Consider the following 18,119-nt stretch of genomic DNA (forward strand, 5'->3'; position numbering starts at 1 on the left):
TGGTGTGATTTGTAAGCCCGATAAGGCCGGCGAGTGCTTACTCTCCGGCTAATGCGCGCGGGAACAGTACGTTATTTTCCAGACTGATGTGTTCCATCAGATCATCAATCATCTCATTAATGCCGTTATACATCGCTTTCCAGGTGGTGCAGGCTTCAGGCGGCGGCGTTACATTTTGGGTGACGTGTTTGATCACATCCACCAGTTCCCCCGCCTCGTCATGTTCGCTTTCCATCACGCTGATTGGTCCCGTTGCCTGGCGACCCATCCCCTGTTTGATCATCGGAAACAGGATCTGTTCTTCTTTCATCATATGGCTGGAAAGCTCTTCATGCAGCGCGGTGAGATATTTCGTCAGACCGCGTGGGACGTTTGGCTTATCAGCATGAACGCGTTCCACTTTAGTCGCCTGCAGAATAAGCTCCGGCAGCTGTTCGCGGTGTCGGTCATGATAGCGCGCAACGATATGGTCAATAATCTCTGCCAGCGGAACGGTGCGCCAGTCTTTCTCGACTGGCTGCTCAGCCAGTTGCGCAAGTTGCGCTTCGAGTGCGTCAATATCAACGCCGTTACGTGCGGCGGCGCGCGCCAGCGTCTGTTTACCGCCGCAGCAGTAATCCATGTCATACTGGCGAAACAGCGCCGATGCGCGGGGAATAGAGAGCGCCAGTTCGCCCAAAGGTTGATCGCGATAAGCCATAACCGTTACCTCATGCAATAATATAAGGTGTATTTTAAATGCATCTTTTTGGTGGGGCTATAACTCTTTCGGGGCACGCAGGATTTAAATCAACATGAAATTAACGTTCTGTGACCGGAGCGACGGTCACTTTTTCCGGTTTCGCTCTTACGGCAATGACTACGCCAGTCACCAGCAGAGTAATACCGCTTAATGTCAGTAGTGGCGGGATCTCCTGGCGCAGAATGAAGGTATAAAGCAGTCCTGCCAGCGTTTCGAAAACAATGAGTGGCCCTAAAATTACTGTGGGTAATTTCTGGCTGGCGATATTCCAGCACAGCGCGCCAACCCAGGAACACAGCACCGCAATGGCGATCATCAGTCCGATAAACAGCGCAGGATGCGGGCCGAGGGGCAAGGCAAACGTTGGTTTCTGGATGCTCAGCCATAGACAAGCCGCCGCATAGCCGATTAACGAGACTGGTAGTGTGACCAGCGCCTGCGCCGTTGCCCACATCATGGGATGTTTGTCGGGATTTTCCCGCAGCCATTGGGCGTTGCGCAGTGCATACCATGCCCAGCACGCCACGGCAATCAGCGCCAGCACGATACCTGAACCATAGCGCCAGCCGCTAACATCGGGCAACCCCCGGGTAAGTTCAGCAATATTGACGCACAACAGGCCAAAACCGATAAGTACCAGCGCAGGTACTAAGCGCAGCCAGGATAATCTGCCATCTCGTTGGCTATAAAGAAAGTTCGCGAAAACTGGAATAACTACCGGCAACGTCCCGATAATCATGGTTGATACCGGCGCGCTGGTTCGCTGAATAGCGCTGGCGAGGCAGGCGTAATAGATCAGGTTACCCACCAGGGTCAGCGACAGGGCGGTGATCCAATCTTTGCGCGTCAACTGGCGTAAGCGGGCGCGGCCTAACCAGGCCATTGGCAAGGCAATCAGCCCCAGAGCCAGATAACGTCCCATTGACTGTAAGAGGGCAGGGTAGTCCGGCACGATTAACGGGCCGACGAAGATCAATCCCCACATCAACCCTGCCAGCAGGGCGTACAACACGCCGCTAATCATCAGATTCTCCTCATAAACCGTTCCGTCATTATCAGAGAAGGTCGATGAGGATGCTATTAAAATTAACTAAATTTTAACACTTACAGTACGGAACGGATGCTTTCTGTGAGCGCCGTCGTCGGGCGACCAATGAGTTTACGCAGCGTATGGCTGTCATCAAACAGGCCGCCTTTCGCCGCGCCAGCATCAGAATTTGCCAGCATGTCCGCCAGCCCGTCAGGCAGACCTGCGCCTTTCAGCGCGGCGGCAAAATCAGCTTCGCTCAGGTTCTGGTAGACGATTTTTTTTCCGCTCTGATGAGTAAGTTCATCCGCCAACTGGCTTAATGTCCAGGCGTCATCACCCGCCAGCTCGTAAACATTCCCGGCATGGCCTTCTTCACTGATGACTCGTGCGGCGGCGGCGGCATAGTCAGAGCGCATGGCGGAGGCGATTTTCCCTTCTCCCGCCGCGCCAATAAAGACGCCATGCTTCAGCGCGGCAGGGACGCTCGCCAGGTAGTTTTCCGTATACCAGCCATTACGCAGCAGTGTGTGAGGGATACCTGACTCAGCCAGCATCTTTTCTGTTTCAACATGTTCACCGGCGAGCGCCAGCGGCGATTTATCCGCATGTAGCAAGCTGGTATAGGCGATGAATTTTACCTTCGCCGCGAGGGAGGCCTGAATAACGTTGCGGTGCTGCGCGGCACGTTGTCCCACTTCGCTGGATGAAATGAGCAGCAGTTTATCAATGCCCTGTAAGGCTGTGGCCAGGGCGGCTTCGTTAGCGTAATCCGCCTGACGCACAGAGATTCCGCGCTGGCTGAGCGGGGCAGCTTTCTGTGGGTTGCGGACAATGGCGACGATGTGGCTGGCAGGCATCGTTTTTAGCAAGTTTTCAATAACACGTTGACCCAGTTGGCCCGTTGCGCCGGTGATAGCAATCATGGTGAATTCCTCGGTGTTTGTCTTGTGTTTGGTTACGCTACCACCTAAACTTACTTTTAGTAAGTACGCACAAAAAGGTAAGTATCTATGACTGCTCATTCTCTCTCCCGCCAATTGCGTGAAGGCAATCTCTTTGCGGAACAGTGTCCCTCGCGTGGGGTGTTAAAGCATGTCACCAGCCGCTGGGGCGTGCTGATTCTGGTGGCGCTGCGCGACGGTACGCATCGTTTCAGCGACCTGCGCCGCAAAATGGGCGGCGTAAGTGAAAAGATGCTGGCGCAGTCGTTACAGGCGCTTGAACACGATGGGTTTCTTCATCGGGTGTCATATCCGGTCGTACCGCCGCACGTGGAATACAGTCTGACGCCGCTTGGCGAGCAGGTGAGCGATAAAGTCGCCGCCCTGGCGGACTGGATAGAACTGAATTTGCCGCAGGTATTGGCGCAGCGGGACCGTCAGACAGATGCCGGTTAGCGCCTTATCCGGCCTGCCAGACCGAATAAGCGTAGCGCCATCCGGCACTCACATTACTTAGTTAAATCAACCTGATAAAGAGCAAAACCGATATCATCGGCGGCGACTTTTTTCATGGGATACTGTCCTTTCTCTTTGATAAAGGCGGCGGCTTTATCGCCCGGTGAGGTTTCAAAACGGATATCCAGCGTTGTATCGCTGTGGACTGGCGCCAGTCGCCAGTTATTATCCGCCGCTGGATGGATTTCACCCGCGCGTTTAGACTCTGCGCCAATCCATGCCGCCAGTACGGAGCGATTTTCATCCGGAGACGCAAAGGCGATATGGCTGTCGCCTGTACCGGCAAACTTGCCACCGTAAGCGCGATAGTTATTCGTGGCGACCAGGAATGTGGCGTTCGGGTCGACAGGCTTACCGTTAAAGGTCAGATTTTTAATTCGTTCTGCCTGGGGATTCACCATCTGGCATTCGCCATCATAGCGGGCGGGCTGTGTCACATCGATTTGATAATTCACGCCGTCAATAACATCGAAGTTATAGGTGCGGAAACCGTCCCAGTTGATCAATGATTGTGGTTTGTTGCTGTGGATATCTATTTGGTTAAACTGTCCGGCAGAACATTCCAGCCACTCTTTTATCTCTTTGCCGCTGGCTTTCACCACCACCAGAGTATTGGGATAGAGATAAAGATCGGCGGCGTTACGGAAGGTCAACGGGCCTTTTTCTACCTCGACGAAGCTGGCGGGATCGTTTTTACGTCCCCCGACTTTAAATGGCGCGGCAGCGGAAAGTACCGGCAGTTTCGCCAGATCCGGATCGCCCTGAATAACGTGTTCCACATACGCTTTTTGTGCGTTATTCACCACCTGTACGGTAGGATCGTCCTGCACCAGAGCAAGATAACTGTACATGTTATCGGCGGATTTACCGATAGGCTTGCTGACAAACTCGCGGGTAGCATTGTGGTCGGCTTTCAGAATCGCCACCAGCTTACGGTCTTCCGCCGCCAGCGACTTTTTAGCGGCGGCGTCGTAAATGGGCCTCGCTTCCGCTTTCGCCTGCGTGACCTGCCACTTGCCGCTGTCGTTATTGAGCACCAGATCGACCACGCCCAGATGGTCGCCCCACATGCCAGGCATTACCGCAGGAATGCCGTTAAGCGTACCTTTGGCGATATTCGCGCCTTTGATGTCGGCAAAATCTTTGCCCGGGAAGACCGCGTGCGCGTGGCCAAACATAATAGCGTCTACGCCGGGGACCTCACTGAGGTAATAAACTGAGTTTTCCGCCATGCTGTGGTAAGGATCGGCAGAAAGGCCTGAGTGCGCAATCACCACCACGATATCAGCGCCTTTCTCGCGCATTTCAGGTACATATTTCCGGGCGGTTTGTGTGATGTCGTTCACCGTGACTTTCCCGCTCAGATTCGCTTTATCCCAGATCATAATCTGCGGCGGGACGAAGCCGATATAACCGATTTTTAACGTTTGTGGATTGCCGTCTTTATCAATCACGTTTGTCTCTTTAATCAGATAAGGCGTAAAGAGCGGCTTTTGGGTCTTAATATCGATAATATTGGCGTTAACATAAGGGAATTTCGCGCCGGCCAGTGCGTTATGCAGGTAGTCCAGACCATAATTAAATTCATGATTGCCGAGGTTTCCTACCGCGTAATCCAGAGTGTTGAGCGCTTTATAGACCGGGTGAATATCCCCTTTTTTAAGCCCTTTTGTCGCCACATAGTCACCCAGTGGACTTCCCTGAATCAGGTCGCCGTTATCCACCAGCACGCTGTTTTTGACTTCATTTCGGGCGGCATTAATCAAACTTGCGGTACGTACCAATCCGAATTTTTCGGTTGCGGTATCCTTGTAATAATCGAAATCCATCATATTACTATGTAAATCAGTAGTTTCCATGATACGGAGATCGACGGTAGCCGCATTCACGCTGGCGGCGATCAGCGTAGCCAGAAGCGTTGCACTAAACTTAATCATCAGAGGCGCCTTATAAAAGCCAGATAGTGGAAAATAGCGATAACAAACAGTAAAACCCGATAGGGCATGAGGATCGGGCTGACAATCGATTTGACCGTCGCCAGGAGAAGACGCAACGGCCCATCCGGCTGGTTTCTTGCGATTGTTCACAGAAGGGTGAATCATGCCATGAAAAGTAGTATCAAAACCGCAGACGGTATCACAGTTGGCGGAACCTTTAACGATCGGGTATAAGTAAAACAACGAGTTAACGCCCCTGTCATAAAGAGGTGGAGAATGTTAGAACAAGTATGTCAGCTTGCACGGAACGCGGGCGATGCCATTATGCAGGTTTATGATGGAACCAAACCGATGGAGTTCGCCCGCAAGCAGGACGATTCTCCGGTCACCGCGGCAGATATCGCCGCACATACCGTGATTCTCGAGGGGTTACGTACACTCACGCCGGATATTCCGGTGCTTTCGGAGGAAGATCCGCCTGCCTGGGAAGTGCGCCAGCACTGGCAGCGTTACTGGCTGGTCGATCCACTCGACGGCACTAAAGAATTCATTAAGCGCAATGGCGAATTTACGGTCAATATCGCGTTGATTGAGCAGGGCAGGCCGGTACTGGGCGTTGTCTATGCGCCAGTGCTAAAAGTCATGTACTGCGCGGCGGAAGGTAAGGCCTGGAAAGAAGAGTGTGGGGTACGTAAGCAGATTCAGGTCCGGGATGCCCGCCCGCCGCTGGTGGTGATTAGCCGTTCACATACGGATGATGAACTCACCGAATATCTCCAGCAGCTCGGCGAACATCAGACGACGTCTATTGGTTCTTCGCTGAAGTTTTGTCTGGTGGCGGAAGGACAGGCGCAGCTTTACCCCAGATTTGGACCGACCAGCATCTGGGATACAGCCGCAGGACATGCTATTGCCGTTGCAGCCGGGGCGCACGTTCACGACTGGCAGGGAAAAACGCTGGATTATACTCCTCGTGAATCGTTCCTTAACCCCGGCTTCCGGGTGACTATTTACTGAGCAGCTTATGCAGCAGGTTGACTACCTGCTGTACCTCTTGCTGGGTTAATGCGCCATCTTTTGCCCATTGAACCCGCCCGTCTTTATCAAGCACGACGACGGCGGAACTCTCTTCTCTTAACTGCCATGCGTTGCGCGCCACGCCATTGCTGTCGACAATAAATTGCGACCACGGATAGAGTTTTTTATTACTTTCAATGCTGCTACGGACAAACATACCCGATCCCGGGATCGCATCATCGGTATTTACAATGGTGGTTGTCTGGTATCTATCGTGTGGAAGGTTGGCCGCTTTAATCGCTTCAATCAGCGTGGCATTTTTCTCCTTCGCTGACGTTCGCCCGGCAATATGCTGCAGAACGCGCACTTTTCCCGCCAGCTGCGCGCTATTCCAGTTTTTATAGCTAAACTCATCTTTATTCAGCATGAGTTCGCCACGATCGGTAATCCCCACCGGCGGCACCCGTTGGTTAATTTCAAAGTTATGTGCAGAGGCCATTATCGGGAGTAGCAGGCACGACATTGCCAGAATTTTACGTAGGGTCATGGTCATTCCTTCTTTATTTTTGTGCAGGTGATCCGACCACTTCGGGTCGGCATTTAATCATATGTGCGATTGATGCTTTTTCCCGCAAAGGGGATGCCACTTTGCGGGGGGGCGCACACTTCCTGTGAAAATTGAAGGCATATACTGACAAAAATGAGCTGATGTTTAGATAATTCTGAATAACTGTAATCAGAAGGTAAATATACTTATACATACTGGAAACGACATAGATATGGTCTATAGTCATATGGCATTAAAATTTGCGCCTTAAATGAGAACTGTTGGGCCGATTGTGGCACCGCAAGGGCGTAATACTCAGCAGGAGACAACAATGAAAATTTTCCAACGCTACAACCCGCTACAGGTGGCGAAGTACGTGAAGATCCTGTTCCGTGGACGGTTATATATCAAGGATGTTGGCGCTTTTGAGTTCGATAAAGGTAAGATTCTTATCCCAAAAGTGAGAGACAAACAGCATTTGTCTGTAATGTCCGAAGTTAACCGTCAGGTTATGCGTCTGCAAACTGAGATGGCGTAACCAAAGTGCTATGCAGTAGGTTAAAGAAGTAAAAAAAACGGCTCCTGAATCAGGAGCCGTTGATGTTTCTGGCACAGGGTTTTCAGGCTGTGCCGTCTTCTTTACCTTTTGCGTCGGGCAGTTTTGGCGCCGGCACGTTAGTTTTATTGTCCAGACGCGTGACCAGTAGCTGATCGATTCGATAGTTGTCGATATCCACGACTTCAAATTTGTAGCCGGAAAACTTCACCGAATCGGTACGTTTCGGGATCTTACGCAGCATAAACATCATAAAGCCGCCGATGGTTTCATAGTTGCCGGACTGCGGAAACTCGTCGATATCCAGCACACGCATGACGTCGTCAATCGGCGTACCGCCGTCAATCAGCCAGGAGTTTTCATCGCGCGCCACGATTTGTTCTTCCAGCCCCTGGCCAACCAGGTCGCCCATCAGCGTGGTCATTACATCGTTCAGTGTAATAATGCCGACGACCAGTGCATACTCATTCATAATGACCGCGAAATCTTCGCCCGCTGTTTTGAAACTCTCCAGCGCCTCGGAAAGGGTCAGCGTATCCGGCACGATCAAGGTATTACGAATTTGTACGCCGCTATTCAGCGCCATACTTTGATTCGCCAGTACGCGATTGAGCAGATCTTTGGAGTCCACATAGCCGATGATGTGGTCGATATCTTCATTACACACCAAAAATTTTGAGTGCGGATGCTCAGCGACTTTTTTCTTCAGGCTTTGCTCGTCTTCGTGCAGATCAAACCAGATGATACTTTCACGCGACGTCATGGAAGACGGTACGGTGCGGGATTCCAGTTCAAACACGTTTTCAATCAGCTCATGCTCTTGCTTACGCAGAACGCCCGCCAGCGCGCCGGCTTCCACCACCGCATAAATATCATCGGAAGTGATGTCGTCTTTCCGCACCATTGGAATTTTGAACAGGCGGAAAATGTTGTTTGCCATGCCGTTAAACAACCACACCAGGGGACGAAAAACGAACAGGCAGAAGCGCATCGGGTTGATGATACGCAAAGCCACAGCTTCTGGCGCAATCATACCGATGCGTTTCGGGGTTAAATCCGCGAACAGGATAAACAGCCCCGTCACCAGCGAGAAAGAGAGAATAAAGCTCAACTGTTCGGAGAGTTCAGGCGACATATAGTGCGAGAAAAGGGTGGAAAAGGCGGGCGAAAATGCCGCATCGCCGACGATACCGCCAAGAATCGCGACGGCATTCAGGCCTATTTGCACTACGGTGAAAAACATGCCGGGATTTTCCTGCATTTTTAATACGCGTTGTGCGTTAACGCTGCCTTCATCAGCTAATAACTTAAGCTTAATCTTACGTGACGCGGCAAGCGAGATCTCGGAGATGGAGAAGAACGCACTTACAGCGATCAGGCAGAATATAATAAATATACTGTTTAACATATCTTATCCGGCGAAACACCAGATCCTCGGAAGGGAAGTTTATAAATCCGTGTGGTAACGTTTAATGAAAACCGGCTCGTAGCAGTGAGCCGGAAAGTTCAGGGCTAGTATAGCGTAAGCTACTGTAAAGTCGCCAGAGGGTTCATTTTTAACTCCGCTTAACGACGTATTCACCCTTGCGATCACGCTCCTGGCGGGAGGCAAACGCCGATTCCACCAATTCCGCAGTAGCCGTAAGGGTTTTTGTGCAGATACTGTTGGTGCTCATCTTCGGCATAATAAAACGGTGTCGCATGGGCGATTTCGGTGGTGATTGGGCGTGTGTCTCCGGCGGCGGCCATTGCTGACTGGAAGCGCTCGCGACTGGCGTGAGCGGCGGCGCTCTGCTCCGGCGTTAAGGGATAAATCGCCGATCGGTATTGTGTGCCGTGATCGTTGCCCTGCTGCATCCCCTGTGCCGGATCGTGGTTTTCCCAAAAGATCTGTAAAAGTTGCTCATAGCGAATAACCGCAGGATCATACACCACCCGTACCGCTTCCGTATGGCCAGTCTGCCCGGAGCAGACTTCCCGGTAGGTTGGGTTCGGCGTGAAGCCGCCTGCATACCCTGCCGCCGTGCTGTATACACCGGGTAATTGCCAGAATAAACGTTCTACGCCCCAGAAACAGCCCATAGCGAAATAGGCGATCTCCATTCCGGCAGGGACATTGGTCATAGAGTGCTCATTTACCGCATGTAGAGTGGCGATCGGCATCGGGGTATTGCGTCCTGGTAACGCATCTGCTTGAGTAACAAGATGCTTTTTATCAAATAAACTCATGAGCCATTCTCCCGGAAGCGTTAATTGGCGTTAAGGTTGTAACGAGACGCATCTTTGCACACAATAACAACATTAATGTATCTGGATTTAACCATAAGAAATATTTGGGCTGTCGTCTGCTTTTCAATCGTAATTGTTGATTTTATGTTAAGCCGCGGAGCGGTAGTGTGATTTTTTTTCCAGGGGTGGGAATAGGGGATATTCAGGAGAAAATGTGCCACATATCCGTCAGTTATGTTGGATTAGCTTACTGTGTCTGAGCAGCTCTGCGGTCGCCGCAAATGTTCGTCTGAAAGTCGAAGGGCTATCCGGAGAGCTGGAAAAAAACGTTCGCGCACAGCTCTCTACGATCCAAAGCGATGAGGTTACGCCGGATCGGCGCTTTCGCGCTCGTGTGGATGATGCGATTCGCGAAGGGCTTAAAGCATTAGGCTATTATGAACCCACCATTAATTTTGATTTGCTGCCGCCGCCAGCGAAAGGGCGGCAGGTCTTAATCGCCAAAGTCACGCCCGGCCAGCCAGTACTGATTGGCGGCACCAACGTGATTTTACGCGGCGGCGCGCGTACGGATAAAGATTATCTGGCCTTACTGAAGACGCGCCCGGCAATCGGCACCGTATTGAACCAGGGCGACTATGACGATTTCAAAAAGTCGTTAACCAGCGTGTCGCTACGTAAAGGCTATTTCGATAGCGAATTTGTGAAAAGCCAGTTAGGGATTGCCCTTGGCCGTCATCAGGCGTTCTGGGATATTGACTATAACAGCGGCGAGCGTTATCGCTTCGGGCATGTCACCTTTGAAGGATCGCAGATTCGTGATGCGTATTTACAAAATCTGGTGCCGTTTAAAGAGGGTGATGAATATGAATCAAAAGATTTGGCGGAGCTGAACCGCAGACTTTCCGCTACCGGATGGTTTAACTCTGTCGTGGTGGCGCCGGAATTTGAGAAATCCCGCAAAACAAAAATTCTGCCGTTAAAAGGCGTGGTATCGCCGCGTACCGAAAATACAATTGAAACCGGGGTGGGATATTCCACCGACGTCGGGCCGCGCGTGAAAGCGTCGTGGAAAAAACCGTGGATGAACTCTTATGGTCATAGCCTGACCACCAGCACCAGTATTTCTGCGCCGGAGCAGGTACTGGATTTTAGTTATAAAATGCCACTGCTGAAAAACCCTCTGGAGCAATACTATCTGGTGCAGGGCGGTTTTAAACGTACCGATTTGAATGATACCGAGCAGGACTCAACGACGCTTGCCGTCTCGCGTTACTGGGATCTCTCCAGCGGTTGGCAGCGCGCGATTAACCTGCGCTGGAGTTTCGACCACTTTACCCAGGGGAACGTCACGAATACCACGATGTTGTTTTACCCGGGCGTGATGATCAGCCGCACCCGCTCACGGGGGGGCCTGATGCCAACCTGGGGCGATTCGCAGCGCTACTCGGTGGACTACTCGAATACCGCCTGGGGTTCCGATGTGGACTTCTCCGTACTGCAGGCACAAAACGTTTGGATTCGTACTTTGTACGATCGCCACCGTTTCGTGATGCGCGCCAATTTAGGCTGGATAGAAACCGGTGATTTCGACAAGGTCCCACCGGATCTGCGTTTTTTCGCCGGGGGCGATCGCAGTATTCGCGGTTATAAATACAAATCCATTTCACCTAAAGACAGCGATGGCAACCTTAAAGGTGCCTCAAAACTGGCAACCGGATCGCTGGAGTACCAGTATAACGTTACCGGCAAATGGTGGGGGGCTGTGTTTGTTGATAGCGGTGAGGCAGTGAGTGATATTCGCCGCAGCGATTTTAAAACCGGGACCGGGGTCGGTGTGCGTTGGGCGTCGCCGGTCGGCCCTGTCAAACTCGATTTTGCCGTACCGGTCGGCGATAAAGACGAACACGGTTTGCAGTTTTATATCGGTCTGGGGCCTGAATTATGAGTTTATGGAAAAAAATAAGCCTCGGCGTGCTGATTTTCATTGTGGTGTTACTGGCGAGCGTCGCGTTTCTGGTCGGGACAACGACGGGTCTGCATCTGGTATTGAGTGCGGCGAACCGTTGGGTACCTGGGCTGGAAATAGGGCAAGTCACCGGCGGCTGGCGGAATTTATCGTTGAAAAATATTCGCTATGAACAACCGGGCGTAGCGGTCAATGCAGGCGAAATACACCTGGCCGTCGGGCTTGATTGCCTGTGGCACAGTAGCCTGTGTGTCAATGACCTGTCGCTAAAAGATATTAATGTCGCTATTGACAGCAAAAAAATGTCGCCTGCCGAACCGGCGAAAGAAGCGGAAGAGAGCGGGCCGCTGAATCTCTCCACGCCTTATCCCATCACGCTGTCGCGCGTGGCGCTGAATAACGTCAATATCAAGATTGATGATACTACCGTTTCCGTACTGGATTTTAGCTCCGGGCTGGCGTGGCAAGAGAAAAACCTGACCCTGAAACCAACATTGCTTCAGGGGCTGCTGATCGCGCTGCCGAAGGTTGCCGACGTAGCGCAGAAAGAGGTGGTTGAACCCAAAATCGAGAAACCCCAACCGGATGAAAAGCCGCTTGGCGAAACGTTAAAAGATCTGTTTGCAAAACCGGTACTGCCGGAGATGACCGATATTCATCTGCCGCTCAATCTGAATATCGAGTCATTTCGCGGCGAGCAGCTACGCGTCACTGGCGATACCGATCTGACGGTGCGCACAATGCTGCTTAAAGTCAGCAGCATCGACGGCAATATGAAACTGGATACCCTGGATATTGATGCCAATCAGGGGGCTGTAAAGGCCTCGGGTACGGCGCAGCTCGCCAATAACTGGCCTGTCGATATTACGCTCAACAGTACGCTGAATATCGATCCGCTGAAGGGTGAAAAGATCAAACTCAAGATTGGCGGCGCGCTACGCGAACAACTGGAGGTAGGGGTGAACCTTTCCGGGCCAGTCGATGTTGTGCTACGCGCCCAAACGCGGCTGGCGGAGGCCGGTTTACCGCTCAATCTTGAAGTCGCCAGCCAACGCATTGCCTGGCCGTTCACGGGCGACACACAATTTCAGGCTGACGATCTGAAGCTCAAACTCAGCGGTAAGATGACCGACTATACGCTGTCGATGCGAACCGCCATCAAAGGGCAGGATATCCCGCCAGCAACCATCACGCTGGATGCCAAAGGGAATGAACAGCAGATTAATCTCGACAAACTCACCGTCGCCGCGCTGGAAGGTAAAACCGAACTGAAAGCTCTGGTGGACTGGCAGCAGGCGATTAGCTGGCGTGGCGAATTAACACTGAATGGTATCAATACTGCTAAAGAGATCCCGGACTGGCCCTCTAAACTTAATGGCGTGATAAAAACCAAAGGCAGCCTCTACGGTGGCACCTGGCAGATGGATGTCCCGGAACTGAAACTGACCGGCAACGTGAAGCAAAATAACATTAACGTCAACGGGACGTTAAAGGGCAACAGTTACATGCAGTGGACGATCCCGGGGCTGCACCTTGAACTGGGGGCAAATCGCGCCGATGTAAAAGGCGAGCTTGGCATTAAGGATCTGAATCTCGACGCCACCATCGATGCGCCAGGGCTGGATAACGCGCTGCCAGGACTGGGCGGCACTGCGAAAGGTATTGTCAACGTCCGCGGAACGGTAGAGGCGCCACAGTTGCTGGCGGATATTACTGCCCGTGGCCTGCGCTGGCAGGAGCTGTCTGTCGCCCTGGCGCGCATCGAGGGCGATATTAAATCTACTGATCAGATTGCTGGCAATCTCAATGTGCGCGTGGAGCGAATTTCGCAGCCTAACGTTAACATCAATCTGGTGACGCTTGACGCCAAAGGCAGCGAGAAGCAGCATCAACTACAACTACGGGTTCAGGGAGAGCCGGTATCTGGCCAGCTTTCCCTGACGGGGAGTTTCGATCGCGATGCGGCGCGCTGGAAAGGGACGTTAAGCGACACCCGCTTCCAGACGCCGGTAGGGCCATGGTCATTGACCCGCGCGATTGCACTGGATTACCGCAATAAAGAACAGAAAATTAGCATCGGACCGCATTGTTGGCTTAACCCGAATGCTGAGCTGTGCGTACCGCAAACTATCGATGTAGGCACCGCAGGGCAGGCAGTGGTCAATCTCAACCGCTTTGACTTGGCGATGCTGAAGCCCTTTATGCCGGACACCACCCAGGCCAGCGGGGTCTTTAGCGGGAAAGCGGACGTGTCATGGGACACCACCAAAGAGGGATTGCCGCAGGGGAAGGTCACGCTTTCCGGTCGTAACGTGAAGGTCACGCAGACTATCAATGACGCGCCGTTGCCGGTCGCGTTTGAGACGCTGAACCTCAGCGCCGATCTGCACAATAATCGCGCCGAGCTGGGATGGCTGATTCGCCTGACGAACAATGGTCAATTCGATGGCCAGGTGCAGGTAACCGATCCTCAGGGGCGGCGCAATCTCGGCGGTAACGTCAACATGCGCAACGTCAATCTGGCAATGGTCAACCCCATCTTTTCGCGCGGCGAAAAAGCGGCGGGAATGTTGAATGCCAGACTACGCCTGGGCGGTGATGTACAAAGCCCGCAGTTGTTTGGTCAATTACAGCTTAGCGCGCTGGATATTGACGGTAATTTTATGCCGTTTGAGATGCAGCCGAGCCAGCTCACCATGAACTTTAGCGGTACGCGTTCGACGCTCGCCGGTATCGTGCGAACACAACAAGGACACATTAACCTGAACGGCAACGCCGACTGGAGCCAGATTGACAACTGGCGCGCGCGGGTGACGGCGAAAGGGAGCCGGGTACGGATTACCGTTCCGCCGATGGTGCGTCTGGATGTCTCGCCGGATGTGGTTTTTGACGCGACGCCTTCGCTGTTCACGTTGGATGGGCGTGTGGACGTTCCATGGGCGCGAATTGTGGTACATGAGCTGCCGGAGAGCGCGGTCGGCGTCTCCAGCGATGTGGTTATGCTCAACAATAATCTCCAGCCGGAAACGCCGCAGACTGCCTCTATCCCGATCAACAGCAATTTGACGGTACACGTCGGCAACAATGTGCGCATCGACGCTTTCGGACTTAAAGCGCGTTTGACTGGCGATCTGAAAGTCGCGCAGGACAAGCAGGGGCTCGGGCTGAATGGTCAAATCAATATTCCTGACGGGCGATTCCGTGCCTACGGTCAGGATCTGCTTGTTCGTAAAGGCGAACTGCTATTCTCCGGTCCGCCGGATCAACCGCTGCTAAACATCGAAGCGATCCGTAACCCTGACGCTACCGAAGACGATGTGATCGCGGGCGTGCGTGTCACTGGCACCGCGGATGAACCCAAAGCGGAAATTTTCTCCGATCCAGCGATGCCGCAGGCTGAAGCGCTCTCTTATCTGCTGCGTGGCCAGGGGCTGGACAGCAATCAGAGCGATAGTGCGGCAATGACCTCCATGCTTATTGGCCTGGGGGTTGCACAAAGTGGTCAGGTTGTGGGTAAAATCGGGGAGACATTTGGCGTAAGTAATCTGGCGCTGGACACACAAGGGGTAGGCGATTCGTCTCAGGTGGTGGTCAGTGGCTATGTACTGCCAGGTCTACAGGTGAAGTATGGTGTAGGGATATTTGACTCTCTGGCGACGCTCACGTTACGTTATCGCCTGATGCCTAAGCTATATCTGGAAGCAGTGTCTGGCGTAGATCAGGCACTTGATTTGCTCTATCAGTTTGAGTTTTAGCAATGCGAATATTTGTCTATGGCAGTTTACGACAGAAACAAGGCAACAGTCACTGGATGACCAATGCCCAATTGCTTGGCGATTACCGTATCGATAATTACCAGTTGTATAGTCTGGGCCACTATCCAGGCGCAGTTCCGGGAAACGGATCGGTACACGGTGAAGTTTATCGAATTGATAACGCCACGCTGGCCGAACTTGATGCTTTGCGCACCAGGGGCGGTGAATACGCACGCCAGTTAATCCAGACGCCTTACGGCAGCGCATGGATGTATGTTTACCAACGTCCTGTTGATGGGTTAACTCTGATTGAAAGCGGTGACTGGTTAGACAGAAACCAGCCCTGAACTGAACACGCCACCCTCGGGTGGCGTTGTTTTTTGCATCCAGCCTGATGGCGTTAACGCTGGGCATGGTTAGTTTTGATTCTGCCGTAGATCAATAATGATGCGCCGCCCAGGATAACAATGCATCCGAGAACCATAAATCCCTGCATATAGCTGCCGGTTGTCCGGTAAAAATAGCCGACCATCAGGCCTGCCAACGTACCGCCGCCGCCAGCACCGACGCCATTAATAATACCGGAGGCAGGGCCAATCGCATGAGGCTTAACGTTCGACTGGATAATCGACCAGATATTGGGGGTAAAGCTGGCGGCATAATAGCCCATCGCCAGGGTAATGAGCGTGATTTTAAAGCCCGGTGCATCGACAAATGGCAGGAGAAATAACATCACGCCGGGGATTAATAGGCCCAGTGAAGCAATAAGTACACGCTTTTGTGTCTTATCACTGATCCATGAGATAGGGATTGCCAGTATGACCGCAGTCAGATAAGGCAGAGAACTGACCAATGCTTTGCTGAATCCGGTATAGCCGAGAGAATTGACAACCATGGGGATCCATAACGTAATTCCCCAAAACAACATCCCTTGGGTGATATAGGTAAAAATAAGGAGTAGGAAGGGGAGCCCGCCCAGCGACTCCAGGGTAAGTTTAGTTTTCTCTGTTGGCGTCGGAGCACGATAATAGGGCGCTTCTTCCTGTTTTTTCAGCATTGTTATATATAGTGGAACCACGACAATAATGCCGATAACGCCAGTGATAATAAAAACATTTCGCCACCCGAAGGCAGCATCCAGCGGGGACAAAATTATAAATCCCAGGCCTAATGCCAGGAACTGTCCATAATACTGGATAATGCTGTTCGCCTGTGTCCGTTCTTTTTCTGCAAACCAGTCGCTGGCGAAGCGGGACTGTTGCGGCCAATAAATGCCTTCGGTAATACCAAGTACCAGTCGACAAATTAGAATAACGTACACTGATGAGGTAAATCCGACACAAACGGTTGCAATCGACCAGATTAGCACCATCAGGACGACTATTTTTTTCGGATCGTATCGCTGGGTAAATACGCCGCCAAAAATATTTGAAAAGGCATAGCCAATAAGAAATATGGTTAATACAATGCTGGCCGTTGCACCATCAATATTCAGGTCGTGTGTAATAGTAGGTAACGTAACGGAAAGATTAGAGCGGTCAAGGTAAGCCACAAAAAGACCGAACATTAATGTCGCGCCGATCCGTAGCCATTTCTGCATTGAGGTCATTTTTTAACTCCGATTGGCTGCGCGCCAAAATCAATTTGACGAAATAATATCTCGCCAGATTTTATGGTCATTTGTGGTACCAGCACATGCGTCCCAGTGATCGCTTCACCATGAATATCGGCAAATTCAACATGCCTGTTTTTTAATTTAAAGATGGCGATATCGGCAAATGCACCGGGGGCCAGCGTACCAATCTCTGCTGCCATACCCAATAAAACTGCTGGGGTATGAGTACAGGCGTTAATCACATCGGTAAGCGCGACGCCGAGTGCTAAATATTTCGATAAAATCCACGGTAAGGCGTAAACAGGCCAGGCGAGTTTAGTGATGGTTGAGAGATCGCTACTGATGATATCCGGAAGAAAGCCATTGGCGATGGCCCGGCGTGCAGTGTTCATTGAAAAATGGCTGCGACCATTGGCGGCATCAAATATAACGCCCCTTTCTCTTGCCTGGCGGACTTCGGCTAAGACAGCGCCTTCATCAGTAAGAATGGTGCTACCTTTGCCGTGAAACGCATGGGCGATAATATCGCCGCGGCGTAGCCAGGAGACAAGTTCTTTCATGGGAACGACGGGATGAGTCGAGTGTATTGCCAGGGGACACCTTAAATCGTTGGCAATACGAAGGGATTCAGTCAGCGGTTTTAAACCATATTCAGCAATGTCCTCAGTCTGAACCTTGAGTTTTAATCCCTGAAGAACGTGGCGATACTGGCGAAACAGCGCGTGGATCTTATTTTCATCAATATTGTCCGGATCATAATTTTCTTGTGACCAGGTTTGGCCCGGCGGCGACACGGTCAGAAACGCTTTGATTCGAACTTTGCTGGCGCAAATCACCGTTCGGTAGAAGGCATCAAAGTTTGCCGTACCGGCAGAACCGGCATCTACGACGGTAGTGACTCCATTTGGCGGCATATACATATCAGGCCTGACACCGCCTTCCGTCGCGTCATAAAAAACATGCGCGTGATAATCGATAAGACCGGGAGTGACGATCATGCCATTGGCATGGATAAGCTGGGTATTCGAAGTAGCAGGATAGTTATCAGCATCAACGATAATATCGTTAATAATGCGTAACTTGTTAATCTCATTAATATTACGTGCGGGATCGATGATATGTCCACCAGTAATTAATATATCATTTTTCATCATAATCTCTTAAAGTAGTAAATAATTATGGTAACCTTTAAAAATATATTAATAATTGTGTTTTAAGTGATTGTTATGTTAGGGGGGGAAATACAACCCTTGACAGAAAAGCTT

General features: G+C 51.6%; 15 protein-coding genes. 6 read left to right on the forward strand and 9 right to left on the reverse strand.

What is annotated here, in order from left to right:
* Positions 1-37: 37 nt before the first annotated feature.
* The 3 genes from ytfE to SBG_RS20150 form a co-directional block, all read right to left on the reverse strand.
* A complete protein-coding gene (gene ytfE / locus SBG_RS20140; RefSeq protein WP_000331475.1) occupies positions 38-700 on the reverse strand; it encodes an iron-sulfur cluster repair protein YtfE in 663 nt (220 codons plus the stop codon).
* A gap of 100 nt (positions 701-800) precedes the next feature.
* On the reverse strand, positions 801-1,766 hold the full coding sequence (locus tag SBG_RS20145; protein WP_000623293.1) for a DMT family transporter: 966 nt from the start codon (positions 1,764-1,766) through the stop codon (positions 801-803).
* Positions 1,767-1,846: 80 nt separating this feature from the next.
* The gene (locus SBG_RS20150) at positions 1,847-2,695 is read right to left on the reverse strand and encodes an SDR family oxidoreductase (protein ID WP_000560628.1); all 849 of its coding nucleotides are present in this window, start codon (positions 2,693-2,695) and stop codon (positions 1,847-1,849) included.
* 87 nt (positions 2,696-2,782) lie between these two features.
* Between SBG_RS20150 and SBG_RS20155 the strand changes: the two genes are divergently transcribed.
* A complete protein-coding gene (locus tag SBG_RS20155) occupies positions 2,783-3,169 on the forward strand; it encodes a winged helix-turn-helix transcriptional regulator (RefSeq protein ID WP_000123974.1) in 387 nt (128 codons plus the stop codon).
* Between the two features lie 53 nt (positions 3,170-3,222).
* On the opposite strand, the gene SBG_RS20160 is transcribed toward SBG_RS20155, so the two are convergent.
* Positions 3,223-5,166: a bifunctional 2',3'-cyclic-nucleotide 2'-phosphodiesterase/3'-nucleotidase gene (locus SBG_RS20160; RefSeq protein WP_000589406.1), complete on the reverse strand. Its 1,944-nt coding sequence runs from the start codon at positions 5,164-5,166 to the stop codon at positions 3,223-3,225.
* A gap of 276 nt (positions 5,167-5,442) precedes the next feature.
* Between SBG_RS20160 and cysQ the strand changes: the two genes are divergently transcribed.
* Positions 5,443-6,183: a 3'(2'),5'-bisphosphate nucleotidase CysQ gene (cysQ, locus tag SBG_RS20165; RefSeq protein ID WP_000893404.1), complete on the forward strand. Its 741-nt coding sequence runs from the start codon at positions 5,443-5,445 to the stop codon at positions 6,181-6,183.
* Here the strand turns inward: cysQ and SBG_RS20170 are convergent.
* Positions 6,173-6,730 carry a YtfJ family protein gene (locus SBG_RS20170; RefSeq protein ID WP_000175307.1) on the reverse strand — a complete coding sequence of 186 codons (558 nt, stop codon included), beginning with the start codon at positions 6,728-6,730 and terminating at the stop codon, positions 6,173-6,175. The two genes, cysQ and SBG_RS20170, sit on opposite strands and share 11 nt — an antisense overlap.
* 331 nt (positions 6,731-7,061) lie before the next feature.
* Here SBG_RS20170 and SBG_RS20175 point away from each other — a divergent pair, with 331 nt between their 5' ends.
* Positions 7,062-7,268, forward strand: coding sequence for a DUF1107 domain-containing protein (locus SBG_RS20175; protein WP_000689229.1), 207 nt, complete (start codon positions 7,062-7,064; stop codon positions 7,266-7,268).
* An 82-nt stretch (positions 7,269-7,350) separates the two neighbouring features.
* Here SBG_RS20175 and SBG_RS20180 read toward each other — a convergent pair whose 3' ends face one another.
* Complete coding sequence (locus SBG_RS20180) at positions 7,351-8,694, reverse strand: hemolysin family protein (RefSeq protein ID WP_000934976.1); 1,344 nt, start codon at positions 8,692-8,694, stop codon at positions 7,351-7,353.
* A gap of 182 nt (positions 8,695-8,876) precedes the next feature.
* Positions 8,877-9,515, reverse strand: a complete 639-nt coding sequence (gene msrA / locus SBG_RS20185) for a peptide-methionine (S)-S-oxide reductase MsrA (RefSeq protein ID WP_000051463.1) — start codon at positions 9,513-9,515, stop codon at positions 8,877-8,879.
* 214 nt (positions 9,516-9,729) lie between these two features.
* On the opposite strand from msrA, the gene tamA reads away from it, so the two are divergent.
* The 3 genes from tamA to SBG_RS20200 are packed head-to-tail and all read left to right on the forward strand — an operon-like array spanning position 9,730 to position 15,586.
* Positions 9,730-11,463 carry an autotransporter assembly complex protein TamA gene (gene tamA, locus SBG_RS20190; protein ID WP_001120222.1) on the forward strand — a complete coding sequence of 578 codons (1,734 nt, stop codon included), beginning with the start codon at positions 9,730-9,732 and terminating at the stop codon, positions 11,461-11,463.
* Positions 11,460-15,239 carry an autotransporter assembly complex protein TamB gene (tamB, locus tag SBG_RS20195; protein ID WP_000060839.1) on the forward strand — a complete coding sequence of 1,260 codons (3,780 nt, stop codon included), beginning with the start codon at positions 11,460-11,462 and terminating at the stop codon, positions 15,237-15,239. The genes tamA and tamB overlap by 4 nt, the downstream gene beginning before the upstream one ends.
* Positions 15,240-15,241: 2 nt before the next feature.
* Entirely contained in the window at positions 15,242-15,586 is a 345-nt protein-coding gene (locus SBG_RS20200; protein ID WP_001219169.1) for a gamma-glutamylcyclotransferase family protein, read from the forward strand.
* A gap of 53 nt (positions 15,587-15,639) precedes the next feature.
* Here SBG_RS20200 and SBG_RS20205 read toward each other — a convergent pair whose 3' ends face one another.
* The gene (locus tag SBG_RS20205; RefSeq protein ID WP_000203138.1) at positions 15,640-16,848 is read right to left on the reverse strand and encodes an MFS transporter; all 1,209 of its coding nucleotides are present in this window, start codon (positions 16,846-16,848) and stop codon (positions 15,640-15,642) included.
* Complete coding sequence (locus tag SBG_RS20210; RefSeq protein ID WP_000977199.1) at positions 16,845-18,008, reverse strand: metallo-dependent hydrolase; 1,164 nt, start codon at positions 18,006-18,008, stop codon at positions 16,845-16,847. Before SBG_RS20210 ends, SBG_RS20205 begins: the two co-directional genes overlap by 4 nt.
* Positions 18,009-18,119: the final 111 nt, after the last annotated feature.

It is taken from the genome of Salmonella bongori NCTC 12419 (genome assembly GCF_000252995.1).
GTDB lineage: Bacteria > Pseudomonadota > Gammaproteobacteria > Enterobacterales > Enterobacteriaceae > Salmonella > Salmonella bongori.

What these genes read in the sequence shown, in the direction of transcription:
- SBG_RS20160 (WP_000589406.1), bottom strand. Translation starts at nt 5,166, where the DNA reads ATGATTAAGTTTAGTGCAACGCTTCTGGCTACGCTGATCGCCGCCAGC.
- SBG_RS20200 (WP_001219169.1), top strand. Translation starts at nt 15,242, where the DNA reads ATGCGAATATTTGTCTATGGCAGTTTACGACAGAAACAAGGCAACAGT.
- SBG_RS20175 (WP_000689229.1), top strand. Translation starts at nt 7,062, where the DNA reads ATGAAAATTTTCCAACGCTACAACCCGCTACAGGTGGCGAAGTACGTG.
- SBG_RS20145 (WP_000623293.1), bottom strand. Translation starts at nt 1,766, where the DNA reads ATGATTAGCGGCGTGTTGTACGCCCTGCTGGCAGGGTTGATGTGGGGA.
- tamB (WP_000060839.1), top strand. Translation starts at nt 11,460, where the DNA reads ATGAGTTTATGGAAAAAAATAAGCCTCGGCGTGCTGATTTTCATTGTG.
- msrA (WP_000051463.1), bottom strand. Translation starts at nt 9,515, where the DNA reads ATGAGTTTATTTGATAAAAAGCATCTTGTTACTCAAGCAGATGCGTTA.
- SBG_RS20150 (WP_000560628.1), bottom strand. Translation starts at nt 2,695, where the DNA reads ATGATTGCTATCACCGGCGCAACGGGCCAACTGGGTCAACGTGTTATT.
- SBG_RS20155 (WP_000123974.1), top strand. Translation starts at nt 2,783, where the DNA reads ATGACTGCTCATTCTCTCTCCCGCCAATTGCGTGAAGGCAATCTCTTT.
- SBG_RS20170 (WP_000175307.1), bottom strand. Translation starts at nt 6,730, where the DNA reads ATGACCCTACGTAAAATTCTGGCAATGTCGTGCCTGCTACTCCCGATA.
- SBG_RS20210 (WP_000977199.1), bottom strand. Translation starts at nt 18,008, where the DNA reads ATGATGAAAAATGATATATTAATTACTGGTGGACATATCATCGATCCC.
- ytfE (WP_000331475.1), bottom strand. Translation starts at nt 700, where the DNA reads ATGGCTTATCGCGATCAACCTTTGGGCGAACTGGCGCTCTCTATTCCC.
- SBG_RS20205 (WP_000203138.1), bottom strand. Translation starts at nt 16,848, where the DNA reads ATGACCTCAATGCAGAAATGGCTACGGATCGGCGCGACATTAATGTTC.
- cysQ (WP_000893404.1), top strand. Translation starts at nt 5,443, where the DNA reads ATGTTAGAACAAGTATGTCAGCTTGCACGGAACGCGGGCGATGCCATT.
- SBG_RS20180 (WP_000934976.1), bottom strand. Translation starts at nt 8,694, where the DNA reads ATGTTAAACAGTATATTTATTATATTCTGCCTGATCGCTGTAAGTGCG.